Annotated in this window: 16 protein-coding genes and 1 pseudogene; 12 read left to right on the forward strand and 5 right to left on the reverse strand. The window is 63.9% G+C overall.

Going from position 1 to position 16,063, the window contains the following annotated elements:
• Positions 1-82: 82 nt before the first annotated feature.
• Entirely contained in the window at positions 83-1,339 is a 1,257-nt protein-coding gene (locus tag BM374_RS02645) for an aminopeptidase (protein ID WP_092289007.1), read from the reverse strand.
• 223 nt (positions 1,340-1,562) lie between these two features.
• Entirely contained in the window at positions 1,563-2,039 is a 477-nt protein-coding gene (gene irr, locus BM374_RS02650; RefSeq protein ID WP_092289008.1) for a Fur family transcriptional regulator Irr, read from the reverse strand.
• A 182-nt stretch (positions 2,040-2,221) separates the two neighbouring features.
• Here irr and BM374_RS02655 point away from each other — a divergent pair, with 182 nt between their 5' ends.
• From BM374_RS02655 to BM374_RS02680, 7 genes are all read left to right on the forward strand, one after another.
• Positions 2,222-2,533: a hypothetical protein gene (locus BM374_RS02655; protein WP_092289009.1), complete on the forward strand. Its 312-nt coding sequence runs from the start codon at positions 2,222-2,224 to the stop codon at positions 2,531-2,533.
• A 171-nt stretch (positions 2,534-2,704) separates the two neighbouring features.
• Positions 2,705-4,255 (forward strand): ABC transporter substrate-binding protein, encoded by a 1,551-nt coding sequence (locus tag BM374_RS02660; protein ID WP_092289010.1) that lies wholly within the window; start codon positions 2,705-2,707, stop codon positions 4,253-4,255.
• Between the two features lie 197 nt (positions 4,256-4,452).
• Complete coding sequence (locus BM374_RS02665; RefSeq protein WP_092289011.1) at positions 4,453-5,424, forward strand: ABC transporter permease; 972 nt, start codon at positions 4,453-4,455, stop codon at positions 5,422-5,424.
• Positions 5,421-6,260: an ABC transporter permease gene (locus BM374_RS02670; RefSeq protein WP_143270142.1), complete on the forward strand. Its 840-nt coding sequence runs from the start codon at positions 5,421-5,423 to the stop codon at positions 6,258-6,260. Before BM374_RS02665 ends, BM374_RS02670 begins: the two co-directional genes overlap by 4 nt.
• A complete protein-coding gene (locus BM374_RS02675; RefSeq protein ID WP_177248051.1) occupies positions 6,260-7,882 on the forward strand; it encodes an ABC transporter ATP-binding protein in 1,623 nt (540 codons plus the stop codon). Before BM374_RS02670 ends, BM374_RS02675 begins: the two co-directional genes overlap by 1 nt.
• Positions 7,883-8,049: 167 nt before the next feature.
• The gene (locus tag BM374_RS38400) at positions 8,050-8,214 is read left to right on the forward strand and encodes a hypothetical protein (RefSeq protein WP_177248052.1); all 165 of its coding nucleotides are present in this window, start codon (positions 8,050-8,052) and stop codon (positions 8,212-8,214) included.
• Positions 8,211-8,420, forward strand: coding sequence for a hypothetical protein (locus tag BM374_RS02680; protein ID WP_092289013.1), 210 nt, complete (start codon positions 8,211-8,213; stop codon positions 8,418-8,420). Before BM374_RS38400 ends, BM374_RS02680 begins: the two co-directional genes overlap by 4 nt.
• Positions 8,421-8,517: 97 nt before the next feature.
• Here BM374_RS02680 and BM374_RS02685 read toward each other — a convergent pair whose 3' ends face one another.
• The gene (locus BM374_RS02685) at positions 8,518-8,805 is read right to left on the reverse strand and encodes a hypothetical protein (protein WP_177248053.1); all 288 of its coding nucleotides are present in this window, start codon (positions 8,803-8,805) and stop codon (positions 8,518-8,520) included.
• Between the two features lie 190 nt (positions 8,806-8,995).
• On the opposite strand from BM374_RS02685, the gene BM374_RS02690 reads away from it, so the two are divergent.
• The 4 genes from BM374_RS02690 (at position 8,996) to BM374_RS02705 (ending at position 13,860) form a co-directional block, all read left to right on the forward strand.
• Complete coding sequence (locus tag BM374_RS02690; RefSeq protein WP_092289015.1) at positions 8,996-9,316, forward strand: hypothetical protein; 321 nt, start codon at positions 8,996-8,998, stop codon at positions 9,314-9,316.
• Between the two features lie 222 nt (positions 9,317-9,538).
• Positions 9,539-10,264 carry an outer membrane protein gene (locus BM374_RS02695; RefSeq protein WP_092289016.1) on the forward strand — a complete coding sequence of 242 codons (726 nt, stop codon included), beginning with the start codon at positions 9,539-9,541 and terminating at the stop codon, positions 10,262-10,264.
• A 168-nt stretch (positions 10,265-10,432) separates the two neighbouring features.
• Positions 10,433-12,586, forward strand: coding sequence for a methyl-accepting chemotaxis protein (locus tag BM374_RS02700; RefSeq protein ID WP_092289017.1), 2,154 nt, complete (start codon positions 10,433-10,435; stop codon positions 12,584-12,586).
• 212 nt (positions 12,587-12,798) lie between these two features.
• Positions 12,799-13,860, forward strand: coding sequence for an MBL fold metallo-hydrolase (locus BM374_RS02705; RefSeq protein WP_092289018.1), 1,062 nt, complete (start codon positions 12,799-12,801; stop codon positions 13,858-13,860).
• A gap of 10 nt (positions 13,861-13,870) precedes the next feature.
• On the opposite strand, the gene aroQ is transcribed toward BM374_RS02705, so the two are convergent.
• Positions 13,871-14,302 (reverse strand): type II 3-dehydroquinate dehydratase, encoded by a 432-nt coding sequence (gene aroQ / locus BM374_RS02710; protein ID WP_092289019.1) that lies wholly within the window; start codon positions 14,300-14,302, stop codon positions 13,871-13,873.
• A 20-nt stretch (positions 14,303-14,322) separates the two neighbouring features.
• Positions 14,323-14,545: pseudogene (locus tag BM374_RS02715) on the reverse strand (TRAP transporter large permease subunit); the annotation flags it as partial.
• A 221-nt stretch (positions 14,546-14,766) separates the two neighbouring features.
• Between BM374_RS02715 and hemA the strand changes: the two are divergent.
• Complete coding sequence (gene hemA / locus BM374_RS02720) at positions 14,767-15,996, forward strand: 5-aminolevulinate synthase (RefSeq protein ID WP_092289020.1); 1,230 nt, start codon at positions 14,767-14,769, stop codon at positions 15,994-15,996.
• The last annotated feature ends 67 nt before the right edge of the window (positions 15,997-16,063 follow it).

Raw genomic sequence — 16,063 nt, forward strand, 5'->3', positions numbered from 1 at the left:
GGGCTTGTCCCGGCCATCCACGCCTTGCGGAACAAAGAACGTCGATGCCCGGGACAAGCCCGGGCATGACGAGTAGCTTCGGTTACTTCGCCCACTCGCCCTTGCGGAACACCGGCACCTTGCTGCCGTCGGCCAGGATGCCGTCGATGTCGGTCTCGGCCGAGCCGATCATCCAGTCGATATGGATCAGGCTCTGGTTGCCGCCTTGCGCGGCGATCTGCTGCGGCGTGAGCTGGGCGCCGTTCACGAAGCACTTCGAATAGCATTGGCCGAGCGCGATGTGAGAGGCCGCGTTCTCGTCGAACAGCGTGTTGTAGAACAACAGCCCGCTCTGCGAGATCGGCGAGGAATGCGGCACCAGCGCCACTTCGCCGAGCCGGCGTGCGCCTTCGTCGGTGTCGAGCACCTTGTTCAGCACCTCCGCGCCGCGCGAGGCCTTGGCGTCGACGATCCTGCCGTCCTCGAAGCGCACCGCGATGTTGTCGATCAGCGTGCCCTGGTAGGACAGCGGTTTCGAGCTCACGACATGGCCGTAGACGCGCCGGCAATGCGGCGTGGTGAAGACCTCTTCAGTGGGGATATTGGCGTTGCAGCTGATGCCGTTCTTGGCGGACGAGGCGCCACCTTCCCATTCATGCCCGTCAGCAAGCCCGATGGTAAGGTCGGTGCCGGGACCCGAATATTGCAACGCGCGGAAACGCTGGCCGTTGAGCCAGTTGGTGCGCTCGCGCAACACCGCATTGTGGCTCGCCCAATTCGAAATCGCATCCTCGCGGTCGACGCGGGACGCCGCGAAGATCGCATCCGCCAGCTTGCCGATCGCGACCTCTTCGGGATCATCAGGGAAGACCTGCTTGGCCCAGGACGGGCTCGGATAGGCGATGATGTTCCAGTTGGTGTCGAAGTTGACGATCTTCTCCAGCGCCGGCTGGTAGGCCATGGAATTGGCCTTGCTGGCGCGCGCCACCTTGGAAGGATCCTCGCCCGACAGCAGCATCGGATTGTCGCCGACGATGGCAAGACGCGCGGTGTTGTCCGAGAACGCCTTCGCCATGCCCTCGTAGAGCCAGTTGGCCGCACGATCGAAGCTGTTGTCCTGGCCGTAGCGGTAGCGCGCCAGCGTCATCTCCTCGTCGGAAAGGATCGGCGTCACGATGCCCGCGCCGGCCTTGTAGGCGTGCACGGCGATGCGGCGCACCAGCGGCAACGCGATCGCGGGGGCCGTCAAGAGGAGGTCCTGTCCCGGCCGCAAGCCCAGTCCCACCTTCACCGCCACCTCGGCCAGCCGGTCGAGCTTCACGGGATCAATGGACGTGGAAGTATTGCGGGGATCAGTCATGCCGGGTCCTCTGCCGAAGGTCTGCCATTCAATCTAAGCCTAGCATCGCGGGACACAAGTGTGCGAGCGTCTTGCAAGACGTGAAAGATACGGAGTTTCACCCGGCTTGGTTTTCAACACGTTGCCGATTTCGGCGCCCGATCGGCCATGGCGGACCGCACGGCCGATGTCATTTTTCGGTGAGCAGAGAGGTTCGAGCAGGCCTTCGCGACCAGTGCCGTCGTCACATCCGTTTCCGGCGCAGATGGATGATGACGTCGAGCCGCGCGATCTCGTGGCCGGGAAGCGCATCCGGCACCTTGCTGAAGGCAAGGCCGCCAGCGACGTCGACCAGCACATCCTCGCCCTCCAAATAGAAGTGCGGATGGACCGACGTGTCGGTGTCGAAGAACGATTTGATGCCGTCGGCCGCGATCCGGCGCAGCAGGCCGGCCTCGGTGAACTGGTTCAACGTGTTGTAGACCTTGGCGAGCGACAGATAGGCGTTCGCCGCCACCGCTTCGTCGTGGAGGCTCTCCGCGGTGACATGGCGATGGCCGCGCAAGAATAGCAGTTTGCCGAGCGCAAGACGCTGGCGGGTCGGGCGCAGGCCAGCATCGCTGAGCACTTGCAGACAATGCTTCGTTCCATCATCCGAGAGCAGACCTGGATCGACGGCATCCTCCCCGCCCGCAGGATTGTCGGTGGCCTGGATGTCCATCGGTCGTCTTTTCTCCTGGAAAAACGGACAAGGCGCGGCTTTGCCTTGCGCCAGTTGACATCGGATCGCAAAAGGGGCGGCTTGGCTTTGATCCGGATCAATTCCGAGGCCGCCCTCTGACCTATCGCAAGACAGGTCGGCTTAATCCCGGACAGAATGGTGCGGTATCGATGAGGCCGCCCATGACGAAGCCGGTTCCTGACAAGGCAGAAATCGCACTCGAATATCCAGACAAATTTTACGTCGGCACCTTCGCGCATTCATCGCGGTTCGAAGCCCGTCTCGACGGCAGCGGCGTGGCACTCGTGCTCGAGCGGCCCGGAACCGAGGACGAGCGCAAGTCGGTGCACCTTCACATCAACTTTGGCTTGCTCGCCGGCATCTTGCGCGAGCTCGCGGCAAGCGTCAGCGCAATTCCAAAGGACGACATCGCCCATCGCGAACTGCTCATCGGTGCACTGGACGAATTGCAACAGGCGCTGAAAATCTCCTGAGCCCGCTGTGCATTTTTTGTGCTGACACTGTCGAGACTTTCATCTTGCAGCATGGAACGGGACCGTGTGAGCCTCGCACCCGGATGGGGACTGGGATGGGCCGGCCGTCGCTTCGCGCGCGTGGACGTCGCGGAGCGCCTGCGGTTTGGCCGCGCTTGAGAAAGATACGGCATGTCGAAACGAGTGTTGCTTGGTCTCCTCCTGGCTTGCGGCCTCACGGCCTCGGCGCTGGCGCAAGAACCGAAGACGGGAGGCGTGATCAACGCGGTGATCCAGCCCGAGCCGCCCGGCCTGATGCTTGCGATGATCCAGAACGGCCCGACCCAGATGGTCTCGGGCAACATCTTTGAGGGGCTGTTGCGCTACAGCCCCAAGCTCGAGCCGCAGCCGGAGCTCGCCGAAAGCTGGAGCATCAGCGAGGACGCCAAGACTTACACCTTCAAGCTCAGGAAGGACGTCACCTGGCATGACGGCAAGCCCTTCACGGCGGCCGACGTGCTGTTCTCGATCGAGATGCTGAAGCAGACGCACGCGCGCGCCCGTGCCAACCTCGTGCAGGTCGACAAGATCGAGGCGCCCGACGACTACACCGTCGTATTCACGCTGAAGCAGCCGTTCGGCCCATTCCTCGGCATTTTCGAGGTCGGCTCGATGCCGATGGTGCCGAAGCATCTCTATGAAGGCACCGACTGGAAAACCAACCCCTACAACAACGCGCCCGTCGGCACCGGCCCCTTCATGTTCAAGGAATGGCAGAAAGGCTCGTTCATCCGGCTGGTCAAGAACCCGAACTATTACGAGAAGGGCAAGCCCTATATCGACGAGATCTACTGGCAGATCATCCCCGACGCCGCCGCGCGTTCGGTGGCGTATGAGACCGGCAAGGTCGACGTGCTGCCCGGCGGCTCGGTCGAGAATTTCGACGTGCCGCGGCTCTCCAAGCTGAAGGATACCTGTGTCACGGGCGCCGGCTGGGAATTCTTCTCTCCGCTGGCCTGGCTGTGGCTCAACAACCGTCAGGGCCCGCTGGCCGACAAGCGGGTGCGGCAAGCGATCATGTATGCGATCGACCGCGATTTCGCCAAGGATGTGATCTGGAACGGGCTCGGCAAGGTCGCCACCGGCCCCTCGGCCTCGACCATCAAGTACTACACCGACGACGTGCCGAAATACCCGTACGATCCGGCCAAAGCCAAGGCGCTGCTGAAGGAAGCCGGCTACAAGGGCGAGAAGATCCGCCTCTTGCTGCTCGCCTATGGCGAGACCTGGCAGCGCTGGGGCGAAGCTGTGAAGCAGAACCTGATGGATGTCGGCATGAACATCGAGACGATCTCGACCGACGTCGCCGGGGGCAACCAGAAGATCGGCGACTGGGATTTCGATATCGCCTTCACCTATCTCTATCAGTACGGCGATCCCGCCCTCGGCGTCGGCCGCAACTATGTCTCCAGCAACATCGCCAAGGGGCAGGTGTTCAACAACGCCGAGGGCTACACCAATCCCGAGATCGACAAGCTGTTTGCCGATGGCGCGGTCGCCACTCCCGACTCCAAACGCAAGGAGATCTACGACAAGGCGCAGAAGATCCTGGTCGAGGACGTGCCGGTGGCCTGGTTGCTCGAGCTTCAATTCCCGACCATCACCCGCTGCAAGGTCAAGAATTTGATCACCACGGGGATCGGGGTCAATGACGGCTTCAAGGACGCATGGCTCGAGAAGTGAGGCGGGCGCTCCGAACTCCACTTACCTCTCCCGCTTGCGGGAGAGGTCGCTACGCTCGAAGAGCGTAGCGGGTGAGGGTCCTCCCCACTTGGCAATCCCTCTGCGGAAACACCCCCTCCCCTGCCCTCCCCCGCAAGCGGGAGAGGGAGCGCACCGTCGCTGCGGCGACACTCTGGCAAAATTGATCTAGTTCCAAGATGCTCTCATTCGTCGCTCAGCGTGTCCTCAAGGGCGTGATCGTCCTGCTTGCGATCGTCGTCCTCAATTTCTTCCTGATCCGGCTTGCGCCCGGCGACCCCGCGGTCGTGATGGCGGGCGAGGCTGGGGCCAGCGACCAGGTCTTCGTCAACCAGCTCCGGGAAAAGTTCGGCCTCGACAAGCCGCTGCCCGAGCAGCTCTTCATATACGTCACGGGCATTGCGACCCTCGACCTCGGCTTCTCCTTCCGCCAGCAGGCGCCGGTGGCGAAACTGATCGCGGAGCGGTTGCCGGCCACATTGCTGCTCACGCTGACGGCATTCGCGATCTCGCTGGCGCTCGGTGTTCTCTTCGGCACCTTCGCGGCGCGGTTCGCCGGGACTTTCCTCGACACCGGCATCACCATCTTTGCATTGATCTTCTACGCAATGCCGATCTTCTGGGTGGCGCTGATGGGAATCCTGCTGTTCTCGGTCACGGTCGACTGGCTGCCGAGCTTCGGTTACGAGACCGTCGGCGCCAACCTCGCCGGCCTCGCCCATGCGGCCGACGTCGCAAGACACCTGATCATGCCGGCGGTGACGCTCGGCCTGTTCTTCATGGCGACCTATACCCGCATGACGCGCGCCTCGATGCTCGAAGTGAAGCGGCTCGACTTCGTCAAGACCGCGCGCGCGAAAGGCCTCTCCGACGCCGTGATCCAGCGCCGCCATGTGCTGCGCAACGCGCTCCTTCCTGTCGTGACACTCGCCGGCGTCCATGCCGGCACGCTGATCGGCGGCGCGGTCATCACCGAGACCGTGTTCGCCTGGCCCGGTATCGGGCGGCTGATGTACGACGCGCTTCTGCAGCGCGACTACAATCTGCTGCTCGGCGTGTTCGTGACCTGCTCCGTCATGGTGCTGATCTTCAACCTCGTCACCGACCTCGTCTATCGCCTGGTCGACCCGCGCATCGAATTCGCCGCATGAAACAGTTCTGCACATCGATGCTGAAGAGCCCGAGCGGCGTCATCGGCCTCATCATCCTGCTGCTCGCGATCTCGGTCGCGGTGTTCGGGCCGCTGCTGTTTCCGAACTCGCCCTGGCGCATGGTGCAGCGGCCGTTCCTGCCGCCCTTCACGCTCTCGACCGTGCCGCTCGGCACCGACGCACTCGGCCGCGACGTGTTCGCCGGCATGATCTTTGGCGCCCGCGTCTCGCTGCTGGTTGGCCTCGTCTCGACGCTGGCCGCACTCGTCGTCGGCGTTCCCATTGGCGCCATGGCCGGCTATTTCGGCGGCAAGGTCGACGACGCGCTGATGCGCTTCACCGAATTTTTCCAGACCATTCCAAGTTTTGCGCTCGCGATCGTGCTGGTCGCGATCCTGCAGCCCTCGATCTATTCGATCGTGGCCTCGATCGCCGTGGTGAGCTGGCCGCCGGTCGCGCGCCTGGTGCGCGGCGAGGTGCTGTCGCTGCGCACGCGTGAATATGTCCAGGCCGCCGTGGTCACCGGGCAAAGCAACAGCTGGATCATCCTGCGCGAAATCCTGCCCAACGCGTTGTCGCCGGTGATCGTGCTGGCCTCGCTGATGGTGGCGACCGCGATCCTGCTGGAATCTTCGCTGTCCTTCCTCGGCCTCGGCGATCCCAACCTGATCTCCTGGGGCTACATGGTCGGCGCCGGCCGCACCGTGATCCGGCAGGCCTGGTGGATCACCGTGTTTCCCGGCGTCGCCATCCTGATCTGCGTGCTCGGGCTGAACCTGATCGGCGAAGGCCTCAACGATGCGCTGAATCCGCGCCTCTCGCGGGAGGGACGCTGATGACGACTGCCCCGCCCGCCGTCTCGATCAGGAACTTGCGGATCGCGCTGCCCAAGGGCGCCGAGCGCCCCTTCGCGGTCGACGGCGTCTCGCTCGACCTGCGCCCCGGCAAGATCGTCTGCGTCGTTGGTGAGTCCGGCTCCGGCAAGTCGATGTGCGCGCATGCGTTGATGGGCCTGTTGCCCGACACGGTGTCGGTCACATCAGGCGAGATCCAGTTCGAAGGCCGCGACCTGCTCAAGCTCGACGACGACGGCTGGCGCGATCTGCGCGGCCGCCGGCTCGCGATGATCTTCCAGGAGCCGATGACCGCGCTCAATCCCTTGATGCGGATCGGCGACCAGATGGCGGAGATGTTCGAGGCCCACGGCCTGCTCACGCCGAGGGAGCGGCGGGCAAAAGCGCTGTCGCTGGCGCGCGAGGTCGGCCTGCCCGACCCAGAGCGCATCGTGCGCGCCTATCCGCACCAGCTCTCCGGCGGGCAGCGCCAGCGCGCCATGATCGCGATGGCGCTTGCGCTCGAGCCGGCGGTGCTGGTCGCGGACGAGCCGACCACCGCGCTCGACGTCACGACCCAGGCGCAAATCCTGAAGCTGATCCGCAACCTCCAGCAGAGCCGCAATATGGCGGTGATGTTCATCACCCATGACTTTGGCGTCGTCGCAGATATTGCCGACCAGGTCGTGGTGCTCCGCCATGGCAAGGTCGTGGAGGAAGGCCCTGCCGCCAGCGTCTTCAGCGAGCCGCAGCACGACTACACCAAGGCGCTGCTCGCCGCCGTGCCCTCGATGCAACCGCCGGCGCGCGCCCCCCTCGACGGCCAGGCCAAAGCTGTCGAGGTGATCGGGCTGGACAAGACTTACGTCACCTCGGGCGGCTGGTTTCGCGAAGATAGACGCGTCGATGCCGCGCGCGCAGTGAACTTCAACATTCTCAAGGGCGAGACCTTGGGCCTCGTCGGCGAATCCGGCTCCGGAAAATCGTCGGTGGCGCGGCTGGTGATGCGGCTGATCGAAGCCGATCGCGGCACGGTGCGGATCGGCGACACCGACCTGACGCAGCTCTCGGGCAAGGCGCTGCGCGCCGAGCGCCATCGCATCCAGATGATCTTTCAGGATCCATTCGCCTCGCTCAATCCAAGGCGCAAGATCGGCCACATCATCGCCGACGGCCCGATTGCGGCCGGCCTTGATCCGCGTGCGGCGTTCGATCGCGCTCGGGATCTCCTGAAGATGGTCGGCTTGGATGCCGGCGCGGTCGAGCGCTATCCGCACGAATTCTCCGGCGGCCAGCGTCAGCGCATCGGCATTGCACGCGCGCTCGCGCTTGAGCCCGAGATCATCGTCGCGGACGAAGCCGTCTCTGCGCTCGACGTCTCAGTGCAGGCGCAGGTCTTGCGGCTGCTCGAAGATCTCAAGGCCCGCCTCGGCCTCTCGATGCTGTTCATCACCCACGACCTGCGGGTTGCTGCCCAGATCTGCGACCGTATCGCGGTGATGCAGCGGGGCGCCATCGTCGAGCTGAAGCCGACCGCGCAGCTCTTTGCCGCGCCGGAACATTCCTACACGCGCGAGCTGCTGGCTGCGGTTCCAGGACAGAAGGAACGCGTGCTGGCGGTGTGAGGCGCCTTTTCGTCTCGGTATTCTGCTCCGTCTGAGGAACGGAGCAGTCACGGGTTTTTTATCCCCCGTGACCACCTGCACGGCTGCAAAGCCAAGGCCGGAACCCCACATCACATGAAATGATTTCCATCATCTGATGATGGATCGAGGATCGATTGGAGGCCGACATGGGCCAGATTATTCAGTTTGTCTCGAAGTCCGAGCGCGAGCGTCTTCGTCTCATTCAGGAAGCGCGCGCGATCTACGACAGCATTTTCCCGTCCGACGGTCCGGCCGGTGAGCAATCGAGTGGACCCGACCCGCGTCGAAACGACGGGAGCAACCTCGCGTGATCAAGATCATCGCTGTGCTCTGTAGCCTCGCCTCGCCGGGAAGCTGCCACGAACAACTCGTCACCTCCTCCGACTTCGCACAGGTCTCGGTGCAGTCCTGCCTGATGGGCGCGCCGCAGCTCGCCGAATGGATGAACCAGCATCCGGCCGAACGCCTGGCCGCATGGCGCTGCGTGATCGGTCAGCAGAACGGCCGGGGAATCTAGGCCGCTCCCGCTTCGGCGTCGATCCGGCAATCCGTCTTTCCGAGAAGCAGACGCCCGACCAAATCCGCGGCGCGGCCACGCGCTATCTTGCCGCAGCTTACCGCGGGTTGGTGTTGCTCCAGGTCGGGACTGCGTTGGTGACGCCGACCGACGGCCAATTATACGTTCCGATCGAAGGCGCCGTGACCGTGCCAATTGCTGGGCCTGAGCTTCCGTAGGATGGCCTCGACTGCGTCGCGGTCACGCCGGCGCCGTTGTAGGCGGGAGCCATCACATTCGTGCTGTAATGCCGGCTCGCACGAGCCTTCCTTGCCTCGGCCGCGAACGGCGCGGCAAGCAGTCCGACCGTGACGAGCGCCGCGATGGCGAACCTGATCGTTGTCATGACGGATCCCTCCATGCCTTGCCGCACTGTTGACCATGTGTTCATTCACCGAAGGATTCCCATAGGCCATCCGTTCATAACTCCGTGTGCGCGGAAATGTGCCGGAACCCCAGGAGGCCTGACATGCCCGCCTTCGGATCGACCCGAATCAGCGCTAGACGCTGCGAAGACTTTCGTGTCCTGAGGTGACATGACGGGTGCCGAACTGAAGCAATTGCGCGCCGACCTGTCGGAGGTGCTCGGACAGACGCTCACCGCAGCCGACATGGCGAAGCTGTGTGCTCTGCCGGAGAAGAGCGGCGCCGACACGATCCGGCGCTGGGAGGTGAGCGGGCCGACGCACGCCGCGACCAAGGTGCTGCGCGTGCTTGCGATGGCGAGCGAGCGCTATCCGATCCTGGAGAAGTTCGACATCTTCGACCGTCATGACGTGCGCGAGGAAGAGCGGCCGGCCAGACGCGCGGCGTTCCGCGCGCAGATGCGTGACGAGGTGTTGCGGCGCCTTGGTTAACGAGATGCGCGCGCGAGGTTACCGGCAACGTCTCGAGTTAAGCTTTCCTTCAGCACTTCTTAAGCCGCCATTAAGCACGAAAATCAATTACAGCCCAATAAGTTGGGTTGGGCGCTGTTGTGCCACGCATGTGACAGCATTTTCCTCAAAAGCAAGCTATCTGCAAAACCAACGCGGCGCGGACAGCGCGCTGCCGGGGACCTTAGTGCTGGAGTTTGGACGATGAAGAAGATTCTATTTGCGACCGTTGCGCTGCTCGTGGTGGGTGCGGCTGCGCCGGCGATCGGCGCCGATCTCGGTGCCCGCCCCTATTACAACAAGGCTGCGCCGGCGTATGTCGCGCCGATCTACAACTGGACCGGCTTCTACATCGGCGGCCATATCGGCGGTGCGTTCTCGAGCGACAACAATTTCAGCGGCCTCTCCACCGGCAACAACGGCAACGGGCGTTTCCTCGGCGGCCTGCAGGCCGGCATGGATTGGCAGGTCAATCCGAACTTCGTGGTCGGCGCCGAAGCCCAGTATTCCTGGCTCTCCGGCAGTGTCGGCGCGGTGTTCCCGGGCGGCACCTACACCAACGACCAGCGCGGCCTCGGCTCGATCACCGGTCGCGTCGGCTACACCTGGGGCCCGGGCCTGGTCTACGTGAAGGGCGGCTACGCCTATTCGGACAACAATGAGAAGGTGACCACCACCGCCGGCGCGCCGGCCACCTTCATCATCGATGGCGATCACCGCAACGGCTACACTATCGGCGCAGGCCTCGAATACATGTTCGCGCCGAACTGGTCGGCCAAGGCCGAGTATCAGTACTATAATTTCGGCGACGCACACTTCACGGCAGGTCCGCTGGTCGGCACCGGCAACTTCACCACCGGCGACCACACCTTCAAGGCGGGCCTCAACTACCGCTTCAACTGGGCAAGCCCGGTCGTCGCGCGCTACTGATCGCGCCTGACAACACCGTTTCGCTATCGAGGGCCGGCATCATTGCCGGCCCTTTCTTTTTTCGCCCTGCGGAACTGCCAACCTTTTGTGCAACTTGCGATTTTTTAACCCGGCCCGAGGATACTCCGCGACGAAAATTAGAAGATTTACGGGTGTGGGGGAATTTCGATGGCGATCCGTCTGGGCGTTGGCCGTGTCGTAGGCCGTCTCAAGCCTCGTTTCAAAATGCCGAGATGGGGCCTGCGCGGCAGCCTGTTCGCGGCTTTCGCCGTGATCGCCGGCATGGGCCTCGTGATCGCGGCCGGCGCCGGCTTCGTGTTCAACCATCTCGGCTCGACGATGATGGATTTGAGCGGCCGCGACATCCCGCGCCTCTCTGCCAGCCTTCAGCTCGCCTCGCAGAGCGCGACGCTCGCCGCGCAAGGACCGGGCCTGCTCGCCTCGCCCAGCGATGATGCGCTGAACGAGCGCACCAAGAATGTGAAGGAGATCCAGCAGCTCGCGATGGGCAAGCTCGGCGAAATCATCGAGCTTGGCGCCGACCAGCAGACCGCGAACGCGCTCCGCGACACCGCCAAGAGCATCGACGAAGCCACGCAGAGCCTGGTCTCAGCCGCCCGCGAACGACTCGACACCGGAGCGCTGCACGACAAGCAGTATGAAGCATTGCGCAAGGCCCAGCAGTCCTTTGTCGGCGCCGCCGGCCCGGCGATGCTGGACGCGCAAACACGCCTCAACGCGATCCTCGGTTCGGCGGAAGTGTCGGCCGACGATGCCACCGAAGCTGCGCGCACGGTGTCGCAGATCTCGACCGTCTCCGCCAATGGCAATCTGATGGCCGCCGACATGATGGCGGCTCTTTCGGCCAATAGCAGCGATACGCTCGAGGCGATCGAGAAGGAATTCAAGACGACCCGCGACCGCGTCAAGTCCAACCTCGATGACCTGCCGAACATTCCCTCGGTACAGGCGGTGCGCGATGCCGTGCAGAAGCTGTTCGCCTTCGGCGAGGGCAAATCCGGCGTGTTCAAGATCCGCCAGAAGGAGCTCGACTCCATCGACTACGGCCAGACCATTTTAGACGAGACCCGCAAGCTCAATGTCGGCCTCGGCATCAGCGTGCAGGCGCTCGTCGACGGCGTACAGAAGGAGACCAACGCCTCGACCTTCCGGGCACGTCAGGAGATCTCGCTTGCCACGACAGCCATGCTGGCCCTGGGCGGGATCACCTTGATCGGCTCGGCCCTGTTCGTCTGGCTCTATGTCGGCCGCAACATCCTGCGCCGCATCCGGGAGCTTCAGCGCGCCATGCAGCTGCTCTCGGCCGGCGACCTCGACACCGAGATCGTCCGCTCGCGCCAGAACGACGAGATCGGCGCGATGAAGGAAACGCTGACGGTGTTCCGCGACAGCATGATCGAGGCCCGGGCGCTTGCGAGCGAGCAGGAGAAGGATCGCGTCGCCAAGGCCGAGCGTGCCGCGCAAATGGAAGCCAAGATTGCGGAGTTCGAGGGCACGGTGCGTGCCGCGCTCGACAATCTCGCGCAATCCGCCAATTCGATGCAGGCGACCGCGCAGAGCATGTCGACAACCGCCGACCAGTCCAACGCGCTAGTGAACGCGGTTGCTTCTGCCGCGGAGGAGACCTCGGTCAACGTGCAGACGGTGTCGTCAGGCACCGAGCAGCTGTCGTCCTCTATCGAGGAGATCAGCAAGCAGGTGGTCACCTCGGCCGCGATCGCCAAGAAGGCGGTGGACGAGGCCGGCGCCACCGACACCACGGTGCAGAGCCTTGCCGAGAGTGCCAGCCGCATCAGCGTCGTGGTCGACCTGATCCAGACGATTGCCTCGCAAACCAACCTGCTCGCGCTCAACGCCACCATCGAGGCGGCCCGCGCAGGCGAAGCCGGCCGCGGCTTTGCGGTGGTCGCGTCCGAGGTGAAGAGCCTCGCGAGCCAGACCGCGAAGGCGACGGATGAAATCCGAACCCAGATCGCCAGCATGCAGCAGGTCACGACTTCGGCCGTCGGCGCCATCCAGGGTATCGGCCGGATCATCGGCGAGATCAACGACGTCACCACGACCATTGCAGCCGCGGTCGAGGAACAGGGCGCAGCGACCCGCGAGATCGCCCGCAATATCCAGCATGCCGCCGGCGGCACCAGCGAGGTCTCCAGCAACATCGTCGGCGTCTCCACCGCCTCCGCCGAGGCCGGGGCCGCGGCGAGCGAGGTGCTGAGTGCCTCCGACGAACTCCGCCGCGAAGCCGACCTGCTGCGCGGGGAGATCGACGCGTTTCTCAACAACATGCGGGCGGCCTGATTGTCATTCCGGGGCGCCTCGAAGAGGCGAACCCGGAATCTCGCACGATAACCTCTGGATTCCGGGTTCGCGCTGGAGCGCGCCCCGGAATGACGGACTCTTTGGTGAGCTCCATCCGGGCTACGGAATACGGCCGGAATGACCGCTATGCGGCGACCGGCAGGCGTTCTTTTCGGCTGGCGCCCCGCCCGCGCTGGGTTTAAGCCGGTAGCATGAACGCGAAATCGGACACCGTGCAGTCCTCCGCCGAGGCGCTGCGATATCCCTGGGACCAGCATCCCGGCCACGACGAGATCGTCGAGGTGCGTCCCGGCGTGTTGTGGGCGCGGCTGAAGCTGCCGTTCCGCCTCAACCACGTGAACATTTATCTGCTCGCCGACGGCGACGGCTATGCGATGGTCGATGCCGGCTTCGGCAACGAGGAGACGATCGAGGCCTGGACCAAGCTGTTCGAAGGGCCGCTGAAGGGCGTCAACATCACGCGCCTGATCGTCACGCATTCGCATCCCGACCATGTCGGTCTGGCGGGCTGGATCGTCGAGCGGTTCAACTGTCCGCTGGTGATGTCGCAGGTCGAATATCTGCAATCGGTCTATCACCAGAACCGCGGCACCGAGGAGCGGCGCGAGGCGCAGCGGCTGTTCTTCCGCCGCCACGGCATGGACGAGTCGCTCACCGAAAAGCTGCTCGGTCGCGGTCAGGATTATCTCAAGCGCGTCTCGGTGCTGCCACCGTCCTACCGCCGCATCTCACATGGCGACGAGGTCGTGATCGGCGCGCGCCGCTTCAAGGTGATCACCGGCGGCGGCCACGCGCTCGACCAGGTGATGCTGTATTGCGCCGACGACAAGCTGTTCCTCTCCGCCGATCAGGTGCTGAGCAAGATCTCGCCGAACGTCAGCGTGTGGGCGGTCGAGCCCGACCAGAACTCGCTCGGCGAATATCTGGCCTCGCTTGCGAGCCTCACCACCACCCTGCCCTATGACCTGCTGGTGCTGCCCGGCCATGGCGTGCCGTTCTATGGCCTGAAGACCCGCATCAAGCAGCTCGCTGATCACCATGAGGAGCGCTGCCGCCTGATTGCGGAAGCCTGCCGCGAGGTGCCGCAAACCTCGCGCGCTTTGGTGCCCGTCGTCTTCAACAAGCACGTGCTGGACGAGCACCAGATGGGCTTTGCCGCCGGCGAGCTCGTCGCCCATGTCAACTACATGATCGTCGAGGGTCGGCTGACGGCCGAGACCAAGGACGGCGTGCTGCAGTTCAGGACGACGTGAAGCGGTCGCTTCAATTCATGTTCGCGATCGCGTGCAGCGCCGCGATATAGCCGAACGGGCCCAGCCCGCAGATCACGCCGGTCGCCACGGACGAGATCTTGGAGTGGCGATGATATTCGTCGCGGGCGTGGATGTTGGAGATGTGGACTTCCAGCACCGGGCCTTCGAATGTTTTGATCGCGTCCATGATCGAGACAGAGGTAAAGGACAGGCCGGCCGGATTGATGACGATCGCGTCGGCATCCTGCCGCGCCGACTGGATCAAATCCACCAGTACGCCCTCATGGTTGGACTGGTGAAAGGCGAGCTTGAGCCCGAGTTTTGCGGCGGCCTCCTCGCAGCCCGCATTGACCTGGTCGAGCGTCGTGGTGCCGTAGATGTGCGGCTCGCGGATGCCGAGCATGTTGAGGTTGGGGCCGTTGAGGATCATCACGCGCTTCATGATCGGGTCTTTCCAGAGGGTTAGCCGCCGAACCATTTTGCAGGTCCGACGACGAGAACGGGGAACAGCGTCAGCAAAGCTAGCACGACCAGCTGCGCGATCATCAACGGCCAGACGCCGCGGGATCAGATCGTCCATCGACACCCGGGAGACGCCGCAGACAACGTTGAGCACGACGCCGACCAGCGGCGTGATCAGGCCGATCGCGTTGTTGATGATGAAGAGCACGCCGAAATAGACCGGGTAGGAAGGCCAAGGCCGGCTGGGCGCGCACGGGCGCGTATGCTGCATAGCAGCATAGTCTCTCGCGCGAACTTGATCGGGATCAAGTTTGAAATCGCACGATAGGGCATTTTGCCCAAATGCCCCTCACGGCCGAATGTGGGATAGCGCATAGACATTGGAGCTGGAAAAGCTCTAAGGAGATGCAGCCCTTTTGGTCAGTTCCGTCTCAGGTTTCGCCGATGGATTACGCCCAGTTCTTCAATTCCGCCCTCGATCGCCTCCATTCTGAACGGCGCTACCGCGTGTTCGCCGACCTGGAACGCACGGCCGGCCGGTTCCCGCACGCGGTCTGGCACTCGCCCAAGGGCAAGCGCGACGTCGTGATCTGGTGCTCCAACGATTACCTCGGCATGGGCCAGCACCCCAAGGTGATCGGCGCCATGGTCGAAACCGCAACGCGCGTCGGCACCGGCGCGGGCGGCACCCGCAACATCGCAGGGACGCATCACCCGCTGGTGCAGCTCGAAGCCGAGCTCGCCGACCTCCACGGCAAGGAAGCGGCGCTGCTGTTCACCTCGGGCTATGTCTCGAACCAGACCGGCATTGCGACCATCGCAAAACTCATTCCGAACTGCCTGATCCTGTCGGACGAGCTCAACCACAATTCGATGATCGAGGGCATCCGCCAGTCCGGCTGCGAGCGGCAAGTGTTCCGCCACAACGATCTTGCGCATCTCGAAGAGCTGCTGAAGACCGCAGGCCCGCACCGGCCGAAGCTGATCGCCTGCGAGAGCCTCTATTCCATGGACGGCGACATCGCCCCGCTCGCCAAGATCTGCGATCTCGCCGAGAAGTACGGCGCGATGACCTATGTCGACGAGGTTCATGCCGTCGGCATGTACGGCCCGCGCGGCGGCGGCATTGCCGAGCGTGACGGCGTCATGCATCGCATCGACATTCTCGAGGGCACGCTGGCGAAGGCGTTCGGTTGCCTGGGCGGCTACATCGCCGCCAACGGCCAGATCATCGACGCGGTGCGCTCCTATGCGCCGGGCTTCATCTTCACCACCGCGCTGCCGCCGGCGATCTGCTCGGCCGCCACCGCCGCGATCAAGCATCTGAAGAGCTCGAGCTGGGAACGCGAGCGCCACCAGGATCGCGCCGCCCGCGTCAAGGCGATCCTCAACGCCGCCGGCCTGCCTGTGATGTCGAGCGACACCCACATCGTCCCGCTGTTCGTCGGCGATCCCGAGAAGTGCAAGCAGGCCTCTGACATGCTGCTCGAGGAGCACGGCATCTACATCCAGCCGATCAACTACCCGACCGTGCCCAAAGGCACTGAGCGGCTGCGCATCACGCCCTCGCCCTATCACGACGACGGCCTGATCGATCAGCTCGCCGAAGCCCTGCTCCAGGTGTGGGACCGTTTGGGTCTGCCGCTCCGCCAGAAGTCGCTCGCGGCGGAGTAGGCGTCTTCTTACCCTCCCCTGGAGGGCGACGGTAGGCGCCGTTGCGCTCGTTTGCACCTTAACGACA

This window comes from Bradyrhizobium sp. Ghvi, from assembly GCF_900115265.1.
Classification (GTDB): Bacteria; Pseudomonadota; Alphaproteobacteria; order Rhizobiales; family Xanthobacteraceae; genus Bradyrhizobium.

Bases quoted from the DNA above. Each gene is read 5' to 3' on its own strand.
- BM374_RS02645 (WP_092289007.1), bottom strand. From the start codon at position 1,339: ATGACTGATCCCCGCAATACTTCCACGTCCATTGATCCCGTGAAGCTC.
- irr (WP_092289008.1), bottom strand. From the start codon at position 2,039: ATGGACATCCAGGCCACCGACAATCCTGCGGGCGGGGAGGATGCCGTC.
- BM374_RS02655 (WP_092289009.1), top strand. From the start codon at position 2,222: ATGACGAAGCCGGTTCCTGACAAGGCAGAAATCGCACTCGAATATCCA.
- BM374_RS02660 (WP_092289010.1), top strand. From the start codon at position 2,705: ATGTCGAAACGAGTGTTGCTTGGTCTCCTCCTGGCTTGCGGCCTCACG.
- BM374_RS02665 (WP_092289011.1), top strand. From the start codon at position 4,453: ATGCTCTCATTCGTCGCTCAGCGTGTCCTCAAGGGCGTGATCGTCCTG.
- BM374_RS02670 (WP_143270142.1), top strand. From the start codon at position 5,421: ATGAAACAGTTCTGCACATCGATGCTGAAGAGCCCGAGCGGCGTCATC.
- BM374_RS02675 (WP_177248051.1), top strand. From the start codon at position 6,260: ATGACGACTGCCCCGCCCGCCGTCTCGATCAGGAACTTGCGGATCGCG.
- BM374_RS38400 (WP_177248052.1), top strand. From the start codon at position 8,050: ATGGGCCAGATTATTCAGTTTGTCTCGAAGTCCGAGCGCGAGCGTCTT.
- BM374_RS02685 (WP_177248053.1), bottom strand. From the start codon at position 8,805: ATGACAACGATCAGGTTCGCCATCGCGGCGCTCGTCACGGTCGGACTG.
- BM374_RS02690 (WP_092289015.1), top strand. From the start codon at position 8,996: ATGACGGGTGCCGAACTGAAGCAATTGCGCGCCGACCTGTCGGAGGTG.
- BM374_RS02695 (WP_092289016.1), top strand. From the start codon at position 9,539: ATGAAGAAGATTCTATTTGCGACCGTTGCGCTGCTCGTGGTGGGTGCG.
- BM374_RS02700 (WP_092289017.1), top strand. From the start codon at position 10,433: ATGGCGATCCGTCTGGGCGTTGGCCGTGTCGTAGGCCGTCTCAAGCCT.
- BM374_RS02705 (WP_092289018.1), top strand. From the start codon at position 12,799: ATGAACGCGAAATCGGACACCGTGCAGTCCTCCGCCGAGGCGCTGCGA.
- aroQ (WP_092289019.1), bottom strand. From the start codon at position 14,302: ATGAAGCGCGTGATGATCCTCAACGGCCCCAACCTCAACATGCTCGGC.
- hemA (WP_092289020.1), top strand. From the start codon at position 14,767: ATGGATTACGCCCAGTTCTTCAATTCCGCCCTCGATCGCCTCCATTCT.